We start from the raw sequence: 23,541 nt of genomic DNA, 5'->3' as shown, positions 1-23,541 counted from the left end.
ATAAAATGTTAGGGGGTTGCTTTGTGAATAGGATAAAAAGTATTTCAGGTCCAAATAAGGAGGAGGTCTGGGAATGGGTAAGTGACAAAATTAATGGAAAAATAACTGTTTCTGCAAACAAAGGTAGAAAGATAGAGGCTAAATATAAAAAATGGCCTATTGTGATGGAATACTATACAATGATGGCAGGAAACATACCTATAAGTTACACTAGAGTCAGAGCTACTTTTACTAATATAGATGGTTTCAAATTTAAAATTACAAATAGAAATAGTTTAAATACTATCGGTGAAGATTTAGATATGAAAAAATTTACCGAATTAGATAAAGATTTAATAGAACGATTTATAATAATGACAAATAATGTTCAAGGTATTAAACCTATATTAGAAAATAAATATATAATGGATACATTATCAAGTTATAATAAATTTGTCCTAGAAATTAAGGAATTAGATGATTGTGGGAAAAACTTAGGTAATTATTCTAATGAGATTGTGTTTAGAACCTCAGGAATTATTAAAAATGGAGAGCAATTGAAACAATTATATAATACTGTTTGTAAAACATTAGACAATTTAGCATAAGCAATCATAAAAATAAATTACAGTAATAAATTGGAGACGAAAAGAATATTAATATAATGTTCTTTTCGTTTTTTTATGTGTAAAAATTGAATTGAAATTTATATAAATAGTATGGTAGGAGGAAAATTATGAAAATAGTAGTTATTAAGGAATTTGATAATACAAGTGAGCGAATTGAAGAAATAAAAAATGAAGTTGAAAAAAAATCGTTGTTGAATAAGGAAGATAGCAAAATATCAGATAAAGATTTTATATTTACAACTGAAGAACATGATTTGGAGGATAGTAAAGAGATAATAGGAACTATGATTTTAAAAAAGGTAGATGATAAAGTTTATAAAATAAATAAAATTAACCTATTAGAAGATAGAAGAAATTTAGGATTAGGAGGTGCTATGGTTAAATATGCATTAGAAGTGGTTAAGAAAAATTGTGGAAAATCTATAATTGTAGATAATGATGAAAAGTTAAAAGGTTTTTACACTAAATTAGGTTTTACAAAGGATAAAGATAATAAATTGATAATGAATATATAGGATTTAAAATTTAGCTCAACTTTTTAATTTTAGAGTTTAAAGCCAATTAAAATTTTGTTCAAGTAGAAAGTTTATATGAGACTAGATGCTCTGTTTTAATATAATAATGAAGTCGGTTAAGATGTAGTGAATTCTACTTTGAAACCGGCTTTATTTCATATACAACATTGTTTAAAACAATAGAGAATTTATGAAATATTAAAACAAATATGATATAATTGAGTTAGTATTGTTATATAAATATAATGAAATTAAAAATAATTTTATAAATAGGAAAATTTAATATAAAGAATAACTAAATTTAAATAAATCACAAAGAGTTGCTAATAAAGAAGTTATTCAAATTATATAATTAAGGTTAGTCTAATAAGATGCTAATCTTATTTAATTTATTAAAGTAAATTTTGGATTAATATAGGGTTCCAAGTGACTTTTAAAATTATCCATTCCAAAACTTGGATACCCCAAATAGTGAGACATGCTCTGAATCACTTGGAATTCAACACTATATTTTGTATAAAAATATTTTAAAGCTATTGAATAAATTTAAATTTGAGCTTGTTTCCCTATATAATAGCAAAACAATAAAAACAAACGTAACATTCAGAAAATTTAATTTAAAGTTTATATAGGGTTTCAAGTTGACTTTTAAAATTACTTGTTTCAAAACTTGGATACCCAAAATAGTGAGACATGCTCCGAAATATTTAAAATTCAACACTATATTTTGTATAAAGATATTTTAAAGTTATTGAATAAATTTAAATGTGAGCTTGTTTCCCTATATCTCTATAATACTTAGTAAAATTATTTGATAAGGATTGTGATGAAATGAATTTAGGTTTTGATTTGAAGCTTTCTATGGAACAGAAGCTAGTTATGACTATGGAAATGCAACTTTCTATAAAACTTTTACAAATGTCCACCTATGATTTAATGACATACATAAATAAAGAGTTAGAAGAAAATATAGCTTTAGAATCTAAAGATGATAATAAATTAGAAGCAATAGACTTGAAAAAATTAATAAATTTTTTAGATGATAATAAAAGAGGGAAGGATTACGATTACTATAAGGAAAAGGACGAAGAAATATCTCCATTAAATTTTGTTGTAGAAAAGGAATCTTTAAAAGATTATTTAAAAAAGCAGCTTATAGATTTTAAAATGGACAAGGTAATGTTTAAAGTTTGTTTATATATAATAGAATCCTTAAATCATAAAGGATATTTTGAAGAAGATATAGAAGAAACAGCAAATAGAAACAAATGTTCAATACAAGACGTGAATAAAGCGTTAGGTATAATACAAAGCCTAGAACCAGAAGGAATCGGAGCTAGAAATTTGAAGGAATGTTTAAAAATTCAGCTAGACAAAAAGAAGATTAAAGATGAATGCATATATATAATAATTGATAATCATCTACAAGACATATCTAAAGGAAAATTGTTAAATATAGCTAAGGAGTTGAAAATAGACGGTGAAAAAGTACAGTATTATATTGATGTAATACGAACTCTAGAACCTAAACCATCCAGGGGATTTTTTACTGGAGATGAAACCAATTATATAATCCCCGATGCAGTTATAAAAAGAATAGATGATGAATTTATAGTAATTATGAATGATTCTATGTTGCCTAAATTAAATATTAACAATACCTATAAAGAAGTGCTTAATAATTGTGATGAGAAAGAAACTGTTGATTATGTAAAAGAAAAAGTGAATAAAGCAATTTTTTTAATGAAAAGTATAGAAAGTAGAAGAAATACATTACAACTTGTTATAGAAGATATAATAAATATTCAAAAGAAATATTTTTTATATGGAACATCGCATTTAAAGCCTATGACAATAAAAGTTATAGCAGATAATTTAGAGTTTCATGAATCAACTGTTAGCAGGGCTATAAAAGACAAGTATATTGCATTGCCAACTGGAAAAGTTATAAGAATAAAAGATTTATTTACAAATAGCATATCTACAGATGGAGAAGATATATCAACTTATAATATTAAGAAAAAAATTGAAGAGATAATAGAAAATGAAGATAAAAAAAAGCCTCTTTCCGATTCTAAGATATGTGAAATCTTAAATGATGATGGTATAAATATATCAAGAAGAACTATAGCTAAATATAGAGAAGAATTAGGAATATTAAGTTCATCAAGACGAAAAAGATTATAATTTTAAAATTAAAATAAACTTAACAAAAAAAGCTATTCACAAGAATAGCTTTTTAGTATATAATAATGAATAAAGAGGGACAAAAAACCACCTATGGACAAAAAGTGTCCCAAAGGAGTGCTAATTATGCAAGAACTATTAAAAATACAGGTAAAATTAGTGCCAGAAATTCTAGATGTTCTGGAAATGAGATATAATATCTTAACTAACATATATTATAGTCAGCCAATAGGAAGAAGACTTTTAGCTACTAACCTCAAATTAAGCGAAAGAGTTGTAAGAAGTGAAATAAACTTTTTAAAAGATCAGAAACTTATAGAAATAAGTAATCCAGGAATGACTATAACAAGTGAAGGTGAAGAAATTCTTCAAGGATTAAAAAATTTTATAAGAGAAATGAAAGAATTTAAATCTTTAGAAGAAGGTATAAAAAGTAAATTAAATTTAAAAGATATTATTATTGTTGCTGGAGATATAGATGAAGATAGTTCAGTTTTAAATGAATTAGGAAAGATTACAGTTAATTATATAAAAAAGATATTACAAGATAATATAATAATTTCCCTGACAGGTGGAAATACTGTTAAAGAAGTAGTGGATAACTTCCCTAATGTCCAAGGCTTCGAAAATATATTAGTATTACCAGCAAGAGGTGGTATAGGAAAAGACATAGAATGTCACTCAAATACACTAGCAGGGAGACTGGCATCAAAATTAAACGGTAATTATGAAATACTTCATATACCGGATAATTTAAGCAGTAATACTTATAAAGCTCTTTTAAATGAAGAGGGCATAAAAGAAATTTTTAATAATATTGCAAAATCTAATATAGTTATTCATGGTATAGGTAATGCAAATGAAATGTCTAAAAGAAGAGAATTGAAAAAAGCCGCAATGGAAAAAATACAGCATTTAGATGCTGTAGGTGAGGCTTATGGACATTATTTTAATTATGAAGGAAAAATAGTTCATTCAATGGAAACTATAGGAATACAAAAAAATCAAGTTCCATCAATAGAATATATGATTGCAGTAGCAGCTGGTAAAGCGAAAGCAAAAGCTATAATTGCAGTAGCAAGGGGTACTGAAAATGAGGTACTAGTTACTGATGAAGCTACAGCAAGAGAAATTTACGATGTATTAATTAAAGAGTAAATTAGAATTTCATTATAACAAATTATCTTAGGAGGTAAGATATTATGATTAAAGTTGGTATAAATGGATTTGGAAGAATAGGAAGAAATTTTTTTAAGGCATTAATTAACAAATATAATGATGATTTAGAAGTTGTAGCAATCAATGATTTAACAGATGCAGACACATTAGCTCATTTATTGAAATACGATTCACTATATGGACAATTTGAAGGCACAGTAGAAAATACTGAAAATGAAATTGTTGTTAATGGTAAATCTATAAAAATATTTGCAGAGAGAGATCCACACAATATTCCTTGGGGAGTATTAGGTGTAGATATTGTAATAGAAGCAAGTGGGAAATTTACAGATGGAAATAAGGCAAAGGCACATATTGAAGCAGGAGCAAAGAAAGTTTTAATTTCAGCACCAGCTAAAAATGAAGATATAACAATAGTATTAGGCGTGAATGAAAGTGATTATGATTCAAATAATCATAATATAATTTCAAATGCATCTTGTACAACTAACTGTTTAGCACCATTTGCTAAGATTTTAGATAGAGAGTTTGGAATAGTAAAAGGTCTTATGACTACTATTCATTCATATACAAACGATCAAAAAATATTAGATGCTCCTCATAGTGATTTAAGAAGAGCAAGAGCAGCAGCGGAAGCTATGATTCCAACAACAACAGGAGCTGCAAAGGCAGTATCTTTGGTATTACCTCAATTAAAAGGAAAACTAAATGGTATGGCTGTAAGAGTCCCTACTCCAACAGTATCAATTACGGACTTAGTGTGTGAAATATCAAAAAATGCCACTGTTGAAGAAATAAATGATGCATTTAGAAAGGCAGCTGAGGGAGAGTTAAAAGGAATACTTGGATATAGTGAAGAACCATTAGTATCAATTGACTATAGAGGGGATGAAAGATCTTCAATAGTTGATGGATTATCTACTATGTTAATATCAGACAACATGGTTAAGGTTGTTTCATGGTATGATAATGAATGGGGATATTCAAATAGATTAGCAGATTTAACAAAATATGTTGCTGAAAGACTATAATTAGACCTATAATATTATCCATATTTTATAATAAAAATCTAGTTCTTAAGCAAAATAGAACTAGATTTTATTTTTATCAGTTAAAATCAGAAAAGTTAAAAAATTAATTTAAAATTATTTTATAAAGAAGAAAAAGGTAAAAAGTATACATTATTTAGCTAAAAATTAAAAATAATGTATCACAAATACGAAAAAAGTGTTAAAATTATTAATGAAAAGATAAAATTATATAAAAAAGTCTTTTAAGTAATTTAATAAAAATAAAAAATTAATTTATATATAATATTTAAACAGTATTTGATAGGTGCTGAAAAGTATATTTATTGAAAGGGGTTTTAACGTGATATTCAATAAGAAAACTATAGAAGACATAAATATAAAGGGCAAAAAAATATTAGTAAGATGTGATTTTAATGTACCTTTATCAGAAGGAAAAATAACAGATGAAAATAGATTATTAGGTGCGTTGCCAACAATAAATTATTTAATAGAAAAAGGTGGAAAAGTTATCCTTTGTTCTCATTTAGGAAAACCAAAAGGCGAAGCAAAGCCGGAATTATCATTAAAGCCAGTAGCAGATAGATTGTCAGAACTTTTAAACAAGGATGTAAAATTTTTAAAAGATGATAATGTTATATCAGAAAGTGTTAAAAAGGAAATTGAACAATTAAAAGATAGTGAAATTGCCTTATTAGAGAATACTAGATTCAGAAAAGAAGAAACTAAAAATGATGAAATTTTCTCAAAAGAGTTAGCTTCAGTTTGTGATATATTTGTAAATGATGCTTTTGGAACTGCTCATAGAGCGCATTGTTCTACTGTAGGGGTAACTAACTTTGTTAAGGATTCTGTTTGTGGATATTTAATACAAAAAGAACTTAAATTCTTAGGTGATGCAGTTGAACAGCCTGTTAGACCATTTACAGCTATATTAGGTGGAGCTAAAGTTTCTGATAAGATAAATGTAATAAATAATTTATTAGAAAAAGTTGATAATTTAATCATTGGTGGCGGTATGGCATACACATTTTTAAAAGCTAATGGGTATGAAGTTGGAAATTCATTAGTGGAAGAAGATAAATTAGATTATGCCAAAGATATGATGAAAAAAGCAGAAGAAAAAAATGTTAAATTTTTGATTCCTGTAGATCATGTTATAGCTAATGAATTTTCTAAAGATGCAAAGGCAATAATAACAGAGGAAAAAAATATAGAAAAAGGTTATATGGGACTTGATATAGGACCTAAAACTGTGGAATTATATAAAAAGGCGATATTAGAGTCTAAAACTATAGTGTGGAATGGACCAATGGGAGTTTTTGAATTTAAAAATTTTGAAAATGGAACTAAAACTATAGCTAAGGCTTTAGCTGAAAATAAAGAAGCAACTACTATAATTGGTGGTGGAGATAGTGCGGCAGCAGTAAATATGTTTCAGTTAGGGGAGAAAATGACACATATATCTACTGGAGGTGGAGCTTCTTTAGAATTTTTAGAAGGAATAGCACTTCCTGGTATAGTAGCTTTAAATGACAAATAGTTGATAATTTTGATATAGTATATTTAAAAGAATTTATAACTAATTTTATGGAGGAAAGTTATGAGAAAAGCAATAATTGCAGGAAACTGGAAAATGCATAATACTATAAAAGAAGCTTTAGAGTTAGTAAATGGATTAAAACCTTTAGTTAAAGATGCAAAATGTGATGTAGTGGTTTGTCCAAGTTTTATAGCATTATCATCAGTGGTAGAGGCTGTTAAAGGGACTAATATAAAAGTTGGGGCTCAAAATATGCATTTTGAAGAAAAAGGAGCATTTACAGGAGAGGTATCTCCAGGTATGCTTGAAGAGCTAGGTGTGGAATATGTTATTATCGGGCATAGTGAAAGAAGACAGTATTTTAATGAAAGTGATGAGACTGTTAATAAAAAGCTAAAAGCTGCATTTAATCATAACATATTACCAATACTTTGTGTAGGTGAAAGTTTAGAACAAAGAGAAGGTAACATAACAGAAAAAATATTAGAAAATCAAGTAACTAAGGCTTTAGATGGATTATCAAAAGAGCAAGTAGGAAAAATGATAATTGCTTATGAACCAATATGGGCAATAGGTACAGGAAAAACAGCTACAGCTGACGAGGCTAATGATACAATCGGATTTATAAGAAGTGTAGTTGAAAAACTTTATGATAATAATATAAGTAATAGTATAAGAATACAATATGGTGGTTCAGTAAAACCTTCAACAATAAAAGAACAAATGTCAAAAGAACACATTGATGGCGGATTAATAGGTGGAGCAAGTTTAAAAGCAAAAGATTTTAGTGATATTGTAAACTATTAAATTTTAGCAAAGGGTGATAGAATGTCTAAAAAACCAATGATGCTCATGATATTAGATGGATTTGGTTTAAGTGATAATTTAGATGGCAATGCAGTAAAAATTTCTAAAAATCCAAACTATGAAAATATAAAAGCCAATTATCCAATGACAAAAGTAAAAGCTTCAGGTTTAAGTGTAGGGCTTCCGGAAGGACAAATGGGAAATTCAGAAGTTGGCCATTTAAATATAGGTGCAGGTAGAGTTGTATATCAAGAGCTAACAAGGATAAATAAAAGTATAGACGATGGAGAGTTTTTTACAAATAATGAATTTTTAAAATGTATAAAAAGTGCAAAAGATAATAGTTCATCAATGCATATTATGGGGCTTTTATCAGATGGTGGAGTTCATTCACATATAAATCATTTAAAGGCTCTAATAAGTTTATGTAAAAAAAATCAATTAGAAAAAGTTTATATACATTGTTTTTTGGATGGAAGAGATGTTCCTCCATCTTCATCATGTAATTATATTAAAGAATTAGAAGAATACTTAAAAGAAGAGAATATTGGAAAGATTGCTACGGTAAGTGGAAGATACTATGCAATGGATAGAGATAATCGTTGGGAACGTATTCAACTTGCTTATAATGCTATAGTTAAAGGTGAGGGTGAAAAATCACATAGTGCAGTAGAAGCAGTAGAAAAATCTTATCATGATAATAAAACAGATGAATTTGTAATTCCTACAGTTATAGTAAATGGAGAAAATGAAGCTGTTGGAAAAATACAAAATAATGATTCAGTAATATTCTTTAATTTTAGACCAGACAGAGCAAGAGAAATAACAAGGGCAATAAATGATAAAGTTTTTGAAAAATTTGATAGAGAAACTTTGAGTTTAAATTTTGTTACCATGACTCAATATGATAATACTTTAGAAAATGTAAACATAGCATTTAAACCTCAACAATATAAAAATACTTTAGGGGAATATGTAGCATCTAAAGGACTAAAACAACTTAGAATTGCAGAAACAGAGAAATATGCACATGTTACTTTTTTCTTTAATGGAGGAGTAGAACAGCCTAACAATAATGAAGATAGGGCATTAATACCTTCACCTAAAGTTGCAACATATGATTTGAAACCAGAAATGAGTGCAAAAGAGGTAACAAATGAAGTATTAAGTAGATTAGATACAAAACAATATGACCTTATAATATTAAATTATGCTAATCCAGATATGGTAGGGCATACTGGTGTATTGGATGCAGCAGTTAAGGCAATAGAGACTGTAGATGAATGCCTTGAAAAAGTTGTTGATAAGGTTTTAGAGCTAAATGGAACTGTATTTATAACAGCAGACCATGGAAATGCAGAGCAGATGATAGATTTTTCTACTGGAAAGCCAATGACGTCTCATACAACAAATGAAGTTCCATTTATATGTGTATCAGGTAATAAAATAAAATTAAAAGATGGTGGAATATTAGCAGATATTGCGCCAACAATGCTAGATGCTATGGGAATTGAAAAACCAAAAGAAATGACAGGGAATTCCCTGATAGAACATTAATTTAGTATATAAAAATAAAAATTTATTAATAAAAAATTAACTTTATGATATTTTTAGGAGGATTATATTTATGAAACAATATGTTGAAATTATTGATGTTTATGCAAGACAAATATTAGATTCAAGAGCATTTCCAACAGTAGAGGTAGAAGTAACATTAGATGATGGTACAGTAGGAAGAGCAGCAGTTCCATCTGGTGCATCAACAGGTATGTTTGAGGCAGTTGAATTAAGAGATGGGGATAAAGCTGTTTATAATGGAAAAGGTGTTTTAAAAGCTGTAGATAATGTAAATGAAATTATAGCAGAAGAATTAGTGGGAATGAATGTATTTGATCAAGTAGCTATTGATAAATTAATGATAGAACTTGATGGAACTAAAAATAAAGGAAAACTAGGTGCAAATGCAATGCTTGGAGTTTCTCTTGCTTGTGCTAAAGCAGCAGCAGAATCATTAGGTCTTGGATTATATCAATATATAGGTGGAGTTAATGCTAAAGTTTTACCAGTTCCAATGATGAACATATTAAATGGTGGAAAACATGCAGATAATAACGTTGATTTACAAGAGTTTATGATAATGCCAGTTGGTGCAAAATCATTTAGCGAAGCATTAAGAATGTGTGCAGAAGTATATCATACTTTAAAATCAATACTAAAAGAAAAAGGATTAGGAACAGGTGTTGGTGATGAAGGTGGATTTGCACCAAACCTAGCTTCAAATGAAGAAGCTATAAAAGTTATAATGGAAGCAATAGAAAAAGCAGGATATAAAGCAGGAGAAGAAATTTTCTTAGCGCTAGACCCAGCATCATCTGAATTCTTTGAAGATGGAAAATATAATTTATCAGGTGAAGGTAGAATATTGACTCCAGAAGAAATGGCTGATTACTATGTAGAGCTTGCAAATAAATACCCAATAATCTCAATTGAAGATGGTATGGCAGAAGAAGATTGGGAAGGATGGAAACACTTAACAGATAAAATTGGCGATAAGGTGCAATTAGTTGGAGACGATTTATTTGTTACAAATACAGAAAGATTAGCTATGGGATTTGAAAAGGAAGTAGCTAACTCAATTCTTATAAAATTAAATCAAATAGGAACATTAACAGAAACTATAAATGCTATAGAAATGGCTTCAAGAAAAGGATACACAGCAGTAGTATCTCATAGAAGTGGAGAAACTGAAGATACAACAATAGCTGATTTAGTTGTTGCAATGAATGCAGGACAAATAAAAACAGGTGCGCCTGCAAGAAGTGAAAGAGTTGCAAAATATAACCAATTGCTAAGAATTGAAGAAGAATTGGGAGATATGGCTGAATATAGAGGAATGAATTCTTTCTATAACATAAAAAGATAGTGATTAAATCTATATTAGAATAATTTAAAAAGGATATCTCAATTGAAAATTTATAGAGAGATATCCTTTTAATGTACTTAAGTTTATACAATTAAGTACATTAGGTTGTTTTAAAATAAATATTATATAAATATCGTAATTGTAACTATAATAATAATATGTTAATATTAATATATTAATGCTTTATGGTATAGGGAGGTGTGTGTGTATGAAAACTGCACTAACTGTAATACAAATATTGTCAGCTGTTTTACTAATGATAGTTATATTATTACAGCCAAGTAAAGGTAACGGATTACAAGGATTAGTTACTGGTAGTTCAGATACATTCTATTCTAAAAACAAAACAAAAACTAAAGAATCATTTTTAATAAAACTTACAGTATTTTTTGCAATAGTATTTGTAGGTTCGGTAATATTAATAAATGCTTTGTAAGATTAAAGTGGCTAGTCTACTTTAATCTTTTTTTGTATAGAAATATGTGTTCAAATTAAATATGAATAGACATATATAATAAATTTAGTTAGAAGTATAGGGAAACAAGCTCCAATTTTAATTTATTCAATAACCTTAAAATATTTTTATACAAGATTCAGTGTTGAGTTGCAAGTGATTCAGAGCATGTCTCACTATTTGGGGTATCCAAGTTTGGGAATGAATAATTTTAAAAGTAAACTTGGAACCCTATAGTATAGTGTAAGTTTAATTTCAAAAATGTTACACAAATTATATATAGATAGTAATTTGTGATAGTAGCTTTTAAAACTGTACAACAATAAAATATTTAAAGGTTCTTATCTTTACGGGAGCATGTAATATATGATATAATTTATTCAAATAGAGCAAATTTTGAGAAAAGTTTTAAGATTTTTAATTTATGCTTTTAACATTTAAAAACTCATTTAAGATACTGACGTTAATGAACTAAGGGGGATACTTATGGGGGAATACAAATCAAGATTAGAAAATAAGGATATGGATTTTTTAATAGAATGCATACAATCTTTAAAAACGAAAGAAGAGTATTATAGATTTTTTGAAGACGTTTGTACAGTTTATGAAATAAAAGCAATACAGCAAAGATTGCAAGTTGCTAGGATGTTAATGGAACGAAGAACATATTTAGATATAGCGAGTACAACAGGGGCTAGTACTGCTACGATAAGTAGAGTAAATAGATCTTTGAATTATGGCAATCAAGGTTATAAAGTTGTATTTGATAGAGTCAATTGGAAAAATAGATAAGATATAAATAGAAAATACTTTATTTGAATTTGGTAATAAAGATAGCTGAATTCAAATAAAGTATTTTATTTTTAATATAATTGTGAATTGAAGGTAAAATAACAATAGGATTATTAAATTTTCTTATATATTATTAATTTGTGGTATAATAGTAGGACATTATTACATGGAAATTATAGGATTGAATATAACAATTAATTTATTATTTATTTTTAATTAATAAAAATTATAGTTTAAAGCTTAAAATATATAATTAAGTTTATTTGTTTAAAAAGTGTTAAATTAGCAAATTATTTAAAATATAATATATGATTTAACAAACGTTTAATAAACTTAGAAGAACGTTAGATTAGGAGTGGTAAAATGGATTTAAAAAGTTTACTTAATAAAGAACAATATGAAGCAGCATCTACTGTTGACGGTCCAGTTTTAATATTAGCAGGGGCTGGTTCAGGAAAAACAAGGGTTTTAACTTATAGAATTGCACATATGATAGAAGATTTAAATATATATCCTTCACAAATATTAGCTATAACATTTACAAATAAAGCTGCAGGTGAAATGAAAGAAAGAATTGCTAGACTAGTTGGAGATGTAGCTGAAAGAATGTGGATATCAACATTTCACTCTAGTTGCGTAAGAATTTTAAGAAGAGAAATAGATAAACTAGGATATAATAAAAATTTTACTATTTATGATAGCTATGATTCTAAAACATTAGTTAAGCAATGTATCAAGGAATTAAACATAAATGATAAAGATATAACTGATGGAGAAATAATAGGAAAAATATCTAATGCAAAGAATGATTTGATAACTGCAGATAAATTTAAGAGTGAAAATCAAAGCGACTTTAGAAAAAACAAGATAGCAGATGCCTATCTTTTATATCAAAAGAAACTTAAAGCTAACAATGCATTAGATTTTGATGATTTAATATTTATAACTGTAAAACTTTTAAAAGAAAATCAAGAAGTAAGAGAATTTTACCAAAGAAAATTTAGATACATAATGGTAGATGAGTATCAAGATACAAATAGAGCTCAATATGAATTAGTAAAATTATTAGTTGGAGAAGAAGAGAATATTTGTGTGGTTGGTGATGATGACCAATGTATATATCAATGGAGAGGCGCAGATATTAGAAATATATTAGATTTTGAAAAAGACTATCCTAAGACTAAAATAGTAAAACTAGAACAAAATTATCGTTCAAAGGGAAATATATTAACTGCTGCTAATATGGTAATAAAAAATAATGCACAGAGAAAAGATAAAGTACTAAGAACTGAAAGTGAGCCAGGGGAAAAAATAAAATTATATAGGGCTTTTAGTGATATAGATGAAGGAAATTTCGTAGCCAGTGAAATAAAAAGATTAATGAGAGAGGAAAATAAAACATATAAAGATTTTGCTGTTTTATATAGAATGAACTCTCAATCACGTATTTTGGAGGAAGCTTTTAGAAAGCAAGATATACCATATAAAATTGTTGGTGGGTTAAAATTCTATGATAGAAAAGAAATTAAAGATATAATGGCATATTTAAAGCTTATAAACAACCCATTAGATGACGTAAGCTTAAGAAGAATTATAAATGAACCTAAAAGAAGTATAGGTGATGCTACAGTAGCAAAGGTTCAAGAAGTTGCAAATATGGCAGAAGATTGTTTGTATAATACGTTATTAGATGTAGAGATGATACCAGGACTTACAACAAAAGCAATAAATTCTATAAATAGATTTACAGGTATCGTAAATTCATTGATGACAAGAACAGATGATATGCCAATATCAAAGATAATTTTATCAGTTATAGAAGAAACAGGATATATGGATATGCTGAAGAAATCAAAAGCTCCAGAAGATGAAACAAGAATTGAGAACTTGAAGGAATTAGTATCTGATGCTGTTGATTTTGAAAAAACTAATGAGGATAAATCATTATCTGCATTTTTAGAAAAAGTAACGCTTGTATCTGATATAGATAATTTAGAGGAGAAAGAAGAAACAACTGTTATGATGACGGTACACAGTGCTAAGGGTTTAGAATTTCCTGTAGTATTTTTAGTTGGTATGGAAAATGGGATATTCCCAGGAATGTCATCATTAAACAGTTTCCACGAGATGGAAGAGTCTAGAAGATTATGCTATGTAGCAATAACTCGTGCAAAAGAAAAACTTTATGTAAGTTCAGCTGAAAGTCGTATGGTTTTTGGTAGAACAGTAAGTTATGAAGTTTCAGATTTTGTAGCGGAAATTCCTCAAAATTTAAAGGAAATAGTTGGAGGCGCGAAGGCAAGGGGAGTTAATACATTTAAGAGTCAAGCAAGAAATGGAATGTATAACAATCCTCATTCTTTGAGAAATAATCAAAATTCTATGTTTAAAAATTCATCAACAGGTAGTTTTTCAAAAGAAAATGAAAAAAGTTTTGCAAATATAGGTGAGATTTCTCAAGGAAGAAAAATAAAACATAAAGTTTTTGGGCTAGGTACAGTTATAGCGGTTTCTGGTAATGGTGAAGAAAGATTAGCTACAATAGCGTTTGATAATCAAGGTGTTAAAAAACTTATGATATCTAAAGCGCCAATAGAGCTTTTATAGATTAGGTAATTTAGTGAAAAGTATTTTATATAGATTTTAAAAATTGCTCACATTGACTTAGGGTTAAAATAAAACATATTTAATTACATAATATACCTAATGTATTATAGATGGGATTTATTGTTTTATGCACCTAATTGCAATGATGAGCAATTTTAGCTGAAAAATATAGGATTTTAAAATAATTTTTTAACTTATACCCTTATCAAGTGAAAAATTTTCACAAATTTTACACTATCACCTTAGAAGCAATTTATAATTGAGAGTAAAAATGTACAATTATGGAGATGTTTAATCTAAAATTGAAACTATTTATTATAGAACTTAAGTTGCAAAGCAAATTTAAAAAACATGATGATGTTTCAAATTTCATTGTCAACTGTCAATTTTTTAAAACTGTTGATGCTTTCATTTGAAATTAGAGTCTTGATATATAAGTTAAATATAGAGCTTGTATCCCTATATAGGTAAATATAAAATTAAAAATATGTGTACTTAAAGGAGCGGTTAACTTGGAGAAAAAAGAAAGAATGTTAGAGCTTATTGAATTGTTAAATAAATACGCTTATAACTATTATGTTTTGGATAATCCGTCTGTATCTGATAAAGAATATGATAAATTATATGATGAGTTAGTCAAATTAGAAAAGGAATTAGGTTATATAATACCTTATTCACCAACTCAAAGAGTTGGAGATATTATACTTCCAGAATTTAAGAAATATACTCATAAAGCCAGATTATGGAGCTTAGATAAAGCTCAAACCATACAAGAGATAAAAGATTTTCATAATAGAAATTTAAAGGCTATTAAAGAATATAATTTAAATCATGATGAAAAACTTCCAGAATTAAGTTATGTAGTAACAAAAAAATTTGATGGTCTTTCAATAAATCTTACATATGATGAGAATGGAATTTTAAAAGTTGCAGCATCAAGAGGAACCGGTGAAATCGGTGAGGATATAACAAGTCAGGTTAAAACTATAAAGTCTGTTCCATTAAAAATAGATGATAATTCAATTATGGAAGTACATGGAGAGGCTATAATGACAAAGGAAGCATTTGAAAAATATAATGCTACATCAGAAATACCATTAAAAAATTTAAGAAATGGAGCGGCAGGTGCATTAAGAAATTTAAATGTAAAAGAAACTGCTAGGAGAAACTTATCAGCATTTTTTTATGATGTAGGATATAACGAAGGTGAAAATTTTCAAACATATATAGAAATGCTACAATTTCTTATAGAAAAAGGTTTTCCAGTTGATGCATATTTTAAAGTATGTAAAAGTATAGAAGAAATTGAAGATGAAATAAATTATGTAGAACAAATAAGAAGTGAGCTAAATTATGATATAGATGGTGCAGTTATAGCTATAAATGATATGAAAACAAGAGAGCTATTAGGGTATACAGTTAAATTTCCTAAATGGGCTATTGCATATAAATTTGAAGCAGAGGAAACATCAACAGTATTATTAGATGTTGAGTGGAATATTGGTAGAAGTGGAAGAGTTACACCAACTGCTATTTTACAACCAGTAGAACTTGGTGGCGTAACTGTGAAAAGAGCAACTTTGAATAATATTGATGATATAAATAGAAAAAGTGTAAGAATTGGTTGTGAAGTTTTTGTTCGTAGATCAAATGATGTTATACCAGAAATTATGGGTGTAGTAGAACAATCCTTAGAAAACTCAAGACCTATAGAAGTACCAATTGTTTGTCCGAGTTGTGGTAGCAAATTAGTACAGGATGGAGTTCATTATTTTTGTGATAACACTCTTTCATGTAAACCTCAAATGGTTAAAAGCATAGTTCATTATGCAAGTAGAGAAGCTATGAATATTGAAGGGTTTAGTGAAAAAACTGCAGAGGCTCTTTTTGAAAAGTTAAATATAAAATCTATACCATACTTATATAAAATAGAAAAAGAACAACTTTTAACTTTAGAAAAATTTGGTGAAAAAAAATCTCAAAATCTTATAAATGCAATAAAAAAAAGCAAAGTTTGTGATTTGCCATCATTTATATATGCTCTTGGTATTCCAAATGTAGGTAAGAAAACCGCTAAAGATTTAGCAAAAGAATATAAAAATATAGATAATTTGGTAAATGCAACATTTGAATCTTTAGTAGCTATACCTGAGATAGGAGATATAGTTGCAAAAAGTATAATAGACTTTTTTAATTCAAATGAAGTAAAGAAGAATGTAGAAGAATTATTAAATTTGGGAGTAAAACCTAATTATCAAGAAGTTTCTATAACTGAAAATGTTTTTGAAGGAAAGACTGTAGTAGTAACTGGATCTTTAGAATATTATTCTAGAAGTGAAATAAAGGATAAATTAGAATCTTTAGGAGCGAAAGTTTCTAGTTCTGTAAGCAAAAAAACAGATTATGTTTTAGTAGGAAAAGAACCAGGGTCAAAATTTACTAAAGCACAAGAGTTAGGGATAAAAATTTTAAGTGAAGAAGAATTTAAATCAATGATATAAAGAATTAAAATAATTATTTAAATGATTTCTGTATTTTGCAGAAATCATTTTTTATATTAAATCAGTAAATTATTATATAGATATTGTATTTGACGAAGAATTATTATTTACAGCGTTTATAATAATTAGAAATGATAATCAAATTAAAAGTATAGTTGTCATTAAAAAATATGTTAAATAAATGAGTTGAAATTTTTATAACAAAGATATTATGTTGTTTAAACAATTATAAAAATGGAAAGAATTTATTGTATGTATTCGATTTAAAACTTGGCTTATTAATATGAATGTTAGCAATAGATAATATGGAACTGTTAAAAAAGATACATAGTTATAATAAGGGAGGAAAAAATGTGAAAAAGATAATTTTATTAGCATTAACAATATTAATTTTGTTATTTTCTTTTTCAATAGAGGGTAATGATGAAAATAGTAAGTCTAATCAAAAAAATAAATATGTAATATACAATATGGAACAAAGACCTAAAAATCTTATTATGACTGATAATAAAAATGTACGAGAAAAAGATTTAATTGTATCTTTATTTGAAGGACTTGTATCTTTAAATGATAAGGGTGAAATAGTACCAGCTTTATGTAAAGAATATAATGTAAGTGAGGACGGAATACAATATACTTTTAATTTAAGAGAAAACATAAGATATAGTAATGGGGAAAAGATAACTGCAAATGATTTTGTTCAGTTTTTTGAGGAATTCTTATGTGATGAAAAAAATATATATAGAGAAGATTTAAATTGTATATTTGGAGTAAAACAATTTATAAATGATACAGAGAATTTCTCTAATGTAGCTATAAAGGCAATAGATGAAAAAACACTAGCTATAAGATTGAATAATCCTTGTGAAAATTTTATATATATGTTATCAAAACCGGTGATGTCTCTTAGAAAGTATACTGCATTAAAAAATGAAAATACCATAACAAAAGACACATTATTTACAGGACCATTTATAATACAAGATATAGCAGAGGATAATGAAATTGTAATATCAAAAAATGAAAATTATTATAAAAATAATTTAGTTACAAATGAGAAAATTATTATTTCTTTTATTAATGATAAAGAAAAAGCATTAGCTTATTTTGAGGAAAAGGAAAGTAAATTAGACATAATGATTGATCCACCTATAAATGAATTATCAAGACTTGAAGAAAAAAACTTTTTACAAGGATTTGATGGAGATTCTTCTGTGTATATAAACTTTAATTTAAATAAGGATTTAATAACTACAGATTTAAATTTTAGAAGAGCAATAAATGAAAGTATGTCAAAAGAATTTTTTATCCAACAAATATGTAAGGAATTTGGAAATGTTGCATCTTGTTATGGAGCTGATCAATGTGGTAAGTTTTCTTCTTATGGAAATAATAATCTTGCATTAAGATATTTAAAAAATAGTAAATATAAGGATGAAGTTATTACTTTTTTATATAAGAATAATCCTATAGAAAAAAGAATAGCAGAAGATTTGTCAAAAGACATTAAAGATGATTTAGATATTGATATAAAATTAAAAGCTTATAATAATGATGAGGAACTAACCAAAAATAATAAGTTTCATATGATATTAGAACTAGATAACAACAGAGATAAAGATAAATATTTTTTGAATTTGTCAAGTGAAAAATATAAAGAGTTTTATGGATTTGCAAATGAAAAATATGATAAATCGGTACAGCAATTATTAGGAGAAAAATACAATAAAGATAAAATTGAAATATATGAGCAATGTGAAGATCTTCTAAGAGAAGAATTACCTATTATACCAATATACAATTTAAATACTGTGTTATGTAAAAAAAACAATATAGAAAATATTTATATTAATAAACACGGTAATATAGTTCTTTGTAATTTAAAAAAATTAAATTTAAAAGAGTAGAAAGATCCTAAACATCAGGATCTTTCTACTCTTTTACTAAATAATATAACATAAAAAATCAACATGTTTTTATAGGCATCGAAAGTTAACTTATTAGGTTTTAATGAATTTTTTCGTGTATTATAAGTTACATATTTCGAAAAAATTGGTGCCAAACCGTTTGTTTCAGCTGATTGGAGTGAAGACATTCTAAAATACTCTTCCTGTAATAAATCTTCGGAGTTAGAAGAAAAATTTTTATATCTCTCAATATCATCTAAACTAGGACAATCAGGCCAACTTAATACTAAATCCCATCCAATAACTTGGTTTCTATAAACATTATTTACCTTAGAATTGTCACTTTCTTCTCCATCAGATTTTTTCATATCATTATGCAGCATCATTGCATAAAGATATAAAATAATTTCATCACAATAAATTTTATTTTCCTTTTCTTCAATATCTTTTAGAAATAAGCCTTTATTAGAATCGTATAGACTTTCTAAGACAGAGTATGCTTTTTCACTAGCTTGTTTAAATTTTTTAATTTTAGTTTCTTTATAAATAAACATACAATTTATATATAAAAGAGCAGTTGTATCTAAATTATCTTTTAAAGCAGTTGGTGGAATATATTTTAAATTTTCAAGCATCAAATCAGCAAAATCTAGAAGTAAATATTTAGCTTCGTCTATATGTGAATACTTATAAAAGGTAATAAAAGCAAAACAAACTTTTATTAATTCATCTTGAGGTATGTTATATACCTCTTCTTTAAAATCTAAAAACATATTTAATATGTCTAAAGAAAAATTTTTATATTGATTATTGTAATTAAATTTATCATATGTTGAAAATTTATAGTATGCTGACATAAAAAGTGCTTGAGTTGAAAATTTAAATTTAGTATTTTTATCATAAAGATTATATTGCCCAGCAATAGCTTCAGTTGTATCAACTTTATCTACAAAAACTCCTTCATTATTTCTGCAATACAAAGCGTAGAATTCTAATTGTTCAGATGCTAAATCTAGATATTGATTTTTCAAAGCATACTTATTTTCATCTATATCCAAAAATTCATTATAATAATCTGCAAGTTCTAATATAGATAAAGTCATAAGAGCATTAGCAGCAATATTTATCTCTTTTTTAAATTTTTTTTCATTCCATTTAAGCTGAGAATCTGTAGTTAAAAGTTTTCCATTAGCCTTTCTATAAAGGCTAAGTAGTGGAGAATTTGCATCGTTTATGATATCATCAGTTGTGGGTAAGATTTTATTTTTAGACCTTAAATTAGGTGAAATAACCCCACAGCCTGAACTAAATACTATGTTAAAAATAGAGTGTTTTGATAAATGGAAAAGTTGACTTTTTATGTTTTCATTATCTAGTATATTAATTCTTAGAAAAGGACCTATATATCTCAACGTAACACCACCATAATATTGATTATATTTAATAATATGATTGTAAATTAGAAAATGTGCTTAAATCTGAAATAAATGTTATTTAATTAATAATTTTATTGGAAATTAAATTTTAATACATAATAATAAATCTATTTTAATATATAATATGTTTTTATAAAGAGGATTATGAACCAATTATAACTATAGGGAAACAAGCTCCAATTTAAATTTATTCAATAACTTTAAAATATTTTCACACGAGATACAGTGTTGAATTTTAAGTGATTCAGAGCATGTCTCACTATTCTAGATATCCAAATTTTGGAATGGATAATTTTAAAAGTCAACTTGGAACCCTATAGAAGTGTAATGGGATTAGTGGAAAAAAAGGAGATGTACTTATGAAGGTTGGAAAGCTTAATTGGGATGATTTAAAAGAAATTATAGATAATAATAAAAGTGTTAAAAGAAAAGACGTTAGAATAAGTAATGGTATAGGAGAAGATTGTGCCGTTATAAATTATGGTGATTATGAATGTGTGGTTTCAACAGATCCGGTAACAGGTGCAGATGAAAATATAGGTAGGATAGCAGTTAATATAAATTGCAATGATATAGCATCTTGTGGAGTAGAACCAGTAGGTATACTTGTAACAATATTGGTACCACCTACGGCTACATTAGAAGATATAAAAAAAATTATGATGGAAATAGATGAAGAGACTAAGAAATTAAATGTAGAAATTTTAGGTGGACATACAGAAGTAACAGAAGCTGTAAATAAAATAGTGGTTTCTTGCACCGCTTTAGGAAAAGGAAAAGCTTTATCTGCCATATCAACAAGGGGTGCTAAAACAGGTGATGATATTGTAGTTACAAAAAGATTGTGTATAGAGGGAACTAGTATACTAGTTAATGATTATGAACAGCGTTGTAGAAAAGTACTTACAGATGAAGAAATTAAGCTTGCAAGAGAGTATGTAAATGATATAAGTGTTGTAAAAGAAGGAATAATAGCAGGTAATTATAAAGTTAATGCAATGCATGACATTACAGAAGGTGGACTATTAGGTGCACTTTGGGAAATGGCAGAAGGCAGCAATTTAGGGTTCGAAATATATAAAGAAAAAATACCTGTAAGTGAAATAACAATGAAATTATGTAATGAGTTTAAAATAGATCCCTTAAGATTTATATCCTCTGGAAGTATGGTTATAATTACAAAAAACGGAGATGAACTTGTTAGAAAACTAAAAGATGAAAATATAGAGGGTGCAGTAATAGGAAAAATAACAGAGGCTAAAGGAGTGCTAATAGAGAATAATTGTAAGATAGAAGTTAGACCTCCAAAAAGAGATGAACTTTTTAATATTAATTAAAATATAGTTAAAAAAGATAAAAGTTTATATTAATGATAAATATATAAATAAAAAGTTAACAATATAAAAGGAGAATGACATGAAAAAGATAATAGTGGCAAGCAATAATAATCATAAAATAGAAGAAATAAAGGAAATGTTGAAAGATTTTTCGTATGAAATACTAGGTCTAAAAGAAGCGGGAATAGAAATAGACATTGAAGAGAATGGAAAAACTTTTATGGAAAATTCATACATAAAAGCTAAAGCTATATATGATTTATGCAAAGGAAAATATATGGTTTTAGCAGATGATTCTGGATTAGCAGTAGATGCTTTAAAGGGTGCTCCAGGAATATACTCAGCTAGATATAGTGGAGAACATGGGAATAGTATAGAAAATAATAAAAAACTTATAAGAGAATTACAAGGTGTTCCTTTTAAAAAAAGGGAGGCTGCATTTCTTTGTGCTATGGTATTAATCGTTAATGACAATACTGTAGTAAAAGTAGAAGGTAAAGTTAATGGTAAGATAACTGAAGAATATAGAGAAATAGAAGGTGCATTTGGATACGATCCATTGTTTTATGTTGAAGAATTAGAAAAAACATTTGGCGAAGTGTCTAGTGAGGTTAAAAATGCAATGAGTCATAGAGGAAGAGCGTTAGAACAATTAAAGAAAGAATTAAATAAAATATAAAAAATATTGCTTTGAAGAAATATAAGTTGAAATTTGGTACTTTAAATAAATATATCTCACTAATAAATTTTTATTGGTGAGATATATTTTTAAAATAAGTTTTTATTAGAGAAAGGGTAATATAGAAAATGTTAGTTGGGATTCTTAGTGATACTCATAGAAATAAAGCAAATATGGATAAAGCAACAGAAAAAATTAAAAAGTGTGATCTTGTTTTCCATTTAGGAGATAATTATGAGGATATTGATTATATAAAAAGAATTTATAAAGGGAAAATAATAGGGGTTTGTGGTAACTGTGATACAACGAAAAAATTATCTAAAGAAGCTGTATATAAACTAAAAGGACATACAATATTTTTAACTCATGGTGATTGTTATAGAGTTAAATTAAATACTTTTAATCTAAAATATAGGGCAATGGAGATCGGTGCTAATATTGTTTTATATGGACATAGCCACATGTCATTTATAGAAAAAGATGGAGGTATATTATTCATAAATCCAGGGAGTGTAGGTGAACCTATAGATAGAAATCCATCTATAGCTATAATGGAAATTAATGAGAATAATATAGAGTGCAAAATTATAAGGATTTAAGTATAAACATATGATAAAAGGGGAATTATATTAATATTTAAAAAAATATTAAATCTAATATTTATAGTATTCTTTAAATTAACTAAATAATGAATATAGGATAAAAATGATTATTTTTATAAAAATATATTAATATTAATAAAAGGTAAAAAAAATATATTACAATACTATAAAAAAATAATGAAATGCATATTTTTTTATAGTATTGTAAGGTAGTGTTTTCAATAGTTGGTAATATTTCTGCAAAAAAAATAAACTTTTTCAACAAAAAGTGTTGACTTATTTTGCAAGATAATGTAGAATAACTATTGTCGTTAGGAGATAAAACAAGTTCTTAACGATGAGCAAGTAAGTATATCGGGGTGTGGCGCAGATGGGAGCGCGCGTGGTTTGGGACCATGAGGTCGCAGGTTCAATCCCTGTCACCCCGACCACTTTT

18 protein-coding genes and 1 tRNA gene are annotated in these 23,541 nt (G+C 27.0%); 18 read left to right on the top strand and 1 reads right to left on the bottom strand.

The window, feature by feature from the left end; genetic code table 11:
• The first annotated feature begins 23 nt into the window (after nt 1-23).
• The 14 genes from AZI32_RS11145 (at nt 24) to AZI32_RS11080 (ending at nt 19,051) form a co-directional block, all read left to right on the top strand.
• Entirely contained in the window at nt 24-587 is a 564-nt protein-coding gene (locus tag AZI32_RS11145) for a hypothetical protein (protein ID WP_061995911.1), read from the top strand.
• Nucleotides 588-715: 128 nt separating this feature from the next.
• Complete coding sequence (locus tag AZI32_RS11140; protein WP_061995910.1) at nt 716-1,123, top strand: GNAT family N-acetyltransferase; 408 nt, start codon at nt 716-718, stop codon at nt 1,121-1,123.
• An 831-nt stretch (nt 1,124-1,954) separates the two neighbouring features.
• Entirely contained in the window at nt 1,955-3,310 is a 1,356-nt protein-coding gene (rpoN, locus tag AZI32_RS11135) for an RNA polymerase factor sigma-54 (protein ID WP_061995909.1), read from the top strand.
• A 126-nt stretch (nt 3,311-3,436) separates the two neighbouring features.
• Nucleotides 3,437-4,468: a sugar-binding domain-containing protein gene (locus AZI32_RS11130; RefSeq protein WP_061995908.1), complete on the top strand. Its 1,032-nt coding sequence runs from the start codon at nt 3,437-3,439 to the stop codon at nt 4,466-4,468.
• A gap of 44 nt (nt 4,469-4,512) precedes the next feature.
• Nucleotides 4,513-5,520, top strand: coding sequence for a type I glyceraldehyde-3-phosphate dehydrogenase (gap, locus tag AZI32_RS11125; RefSeq protein WP_061995907.1), 1,008 nt, complete (start codon nt 4,513-4,515; stop codon nt 5,518-5,520).
• Between the two features lie 340 nt (nt 5,521-5,860).
• Nucleotides 5,861-7,060 carry a phosphoglycerate kinase gene (locus AZI32_RS11120; RefSeq protein WP_061995906.1) on the top strand — a complete coding sequence of 400 codons (1,200 nt, stop codon included), beginning with the start codon at nt 5,861-5,863 and terminating at the stop codon, nt 7,058-7,060.
• Nucleotides 7,061-7,120: 60 nt separating this feature from the next.
• Nucleotides 7,121-7,867 carry a triose-phosphate isomerase gene (gene tpiA, locus AZI32_RS11115; RefSeq protein WP_061995905.1) on the top strand — a complete coding sequence of 249 codons (747 nt, stop codon included), beginning with the start codon at nt 7,121-7,123 and terminating at the stop codon, nt 7,865-7,867.
• Nucleotides 7,868-7,888: 21 nt separating this feature from the next.
• Nucleotides 7,889-9,424: a 2,3-bisphosphoglycerate-independent phosphoglycerate mutase gene (gene gpmI, locus AZI32_RS11110; RefSeq protein WP_061995904.1), complete on the top strand. Its 1,536-nt coding sequence runs from the start codon at nt 7,889-7,891 to the stop codon at nt 9,422-9,424.
• A 70-nt stretch (nt 9,425-9,494) separates the two neighbouring features.
• The gene (gene eno, locus AZI32_RS11105) at nt 9,495-10,790 is read left to right on the top strand and encodes a phosphopyruvate hydratase (protein ID WP_010294244.1); all 1,296 of its coding nucleotides are present in this window, start codon (nt 9,495-9,497) and stop codon (nt 10,788-10,790) included.
• A 208-nt stretch (nt 10,791-10,998) separates the two neighbouring features.
• Nucleotides 10,999-11,226 carry a preprotein translocase subunit SecG gene (gene secG, locus AZI32_RS11100; RefSeq protein ID WP_010294243.1) on the top strand — a complete coding sequence of 76 codons (228 nt, stop codon included), beginning with the start codon at nt 10,999-11,001 and terminating at the stop codon, nt 11,224-11,226.
• A gap of 504 nt (nt 11,227-11,730) precedes the next feature.
• The gene (locus AZI32_RS11095) at nt 11,731-12,036 is read left to right on the top strand and encodes a YerC/YecD family TrpR-related protein (protein WP_010294242.1); all 306 of its coding nucleotides are present in this window, start codon (nt 11,731-11,733) and stop codon (nt 12,034-12,036) included.
• 363 nt (nt 12,037-12,399) lie between these two features.
• Complete coding sequence (pcrA, locus tag AZI32_RS11090; protein ID WP_061995903.1) at nt 12,400-14,643, top strand: DNA helicase PcrA; 2,244 nt, start codon at nt 12,400-12,402, stop codon at nt 14,641-14,643.
• A 512-nt stretch (nt 14,644-15,155) separates the two neighbouring features.
• The gene (gene ligA / locus AZI32_RS11085; protein WP_061995902.1) at nt 15,156-17,144 is read left to right on the top strand and encodes an NAD-dependent DNA ligase LigA; all 1,989 of its coding nucleotides are present in this window, start codon (nt 15,156-15,158) and stop codon (nt 17,142-17,144) included.
• Nucleotides 17,145-17,497: 353 nt separating this feature from the next.
• Entirely contained in the window at nt 17,498-19,051 is a 1,554-nt protein-coding gene (locus tag AZI32_RS11080; protein ID WP_061995901.1) for an ABC transporter substrate-binding protein, read from the top strand.
• A 14-nt stretch (nt 19,052-19,065) separates the two neighbouring features.
• Here the strand turns inward: AZI32_RS11080 and AZI32_RS11075 are convergent, their stop codons facing one another.
• Nucleotides 19,066-20,463 (bottom strand): hypothetical protein, encoded by a 1,398-nt coding sequence (locus AZI32_RS11075; RefSeq protein WP_061995900.1) that lies wholly within the window; start codon nt 20,461-20,463, stop codon nt 19,066-19,068.
• A 383-nt stretch (nt 20,464-20,846) separates the two neighbouring features.
• Between AZI32_RS11075 and AZI32_RS11070 the strand changes: the two genes are divergently transcribed.
• The 4 genes from AZI32_RS11070 (at nt 20,847) to AZI32_RS11055 (ending at nt 23,536) form a co-directional block, all read left to right on the top strand.
• On the top strand, nt 20,847-21,824 hold the full coding sequence (locus tag AZI32_RS11070; protein ID WP_061995899.1) for an AIR synthase family protein: 978 nt from the start codon (nt 20,847-20,849) through the stop codon (nt 21,822-21,824).
• A gap of 79 nt (nt 21,825-21,903) precedes the next feature.
• A complete protein-coding gene (gene rdgB, locus AZI32_RS11065; RefSeq protein ID WP_061995898.1) occupies nt 21,904-22,503 on the top strand; it encodes an RdgB/HAM1 family non-canonical purine NTP pyrophosphatase in 600 nt (199 codons plus the stop codon).
• A gap of 128 nt (nt 22,504-22,631) precedes the next feature.
• On the top strand, nt 22,632-23,102 hold the full coding sequence (locus AZI32_RS11060; RefSeq protein ID WP_061995897.1) for a metallophosphoesterase: 471 nt from the start codon (nt 22,632-22,634) through the stop codon (nt 23,100-23,102).
• A 358-nt stretch (nt 23,103-23,460) separates the two neighbouring features.
• Nucleotides 23,461-23,536 (top strand) — tRNA-Pro (locus AZI32_RS11055).
• Nucleotides 23,537-23,541 lie beyond the last annotated feature (5 nt).

The sequence above is a fragment of the Clostridium sp. ATCC 25772 genome (assembly GCF_001573875.1).
GTDB lineage: Bacteria > Bacillota > Clostridia > Clostridiales > Clostridiaceae > Clostridium_J > Clostridium_J senegalense.
The sequence above is the reverse complement of the archived record's forward strand: the minus strand, read 5'-3'. Positions and strand labels throughout refer to the sequence as shown.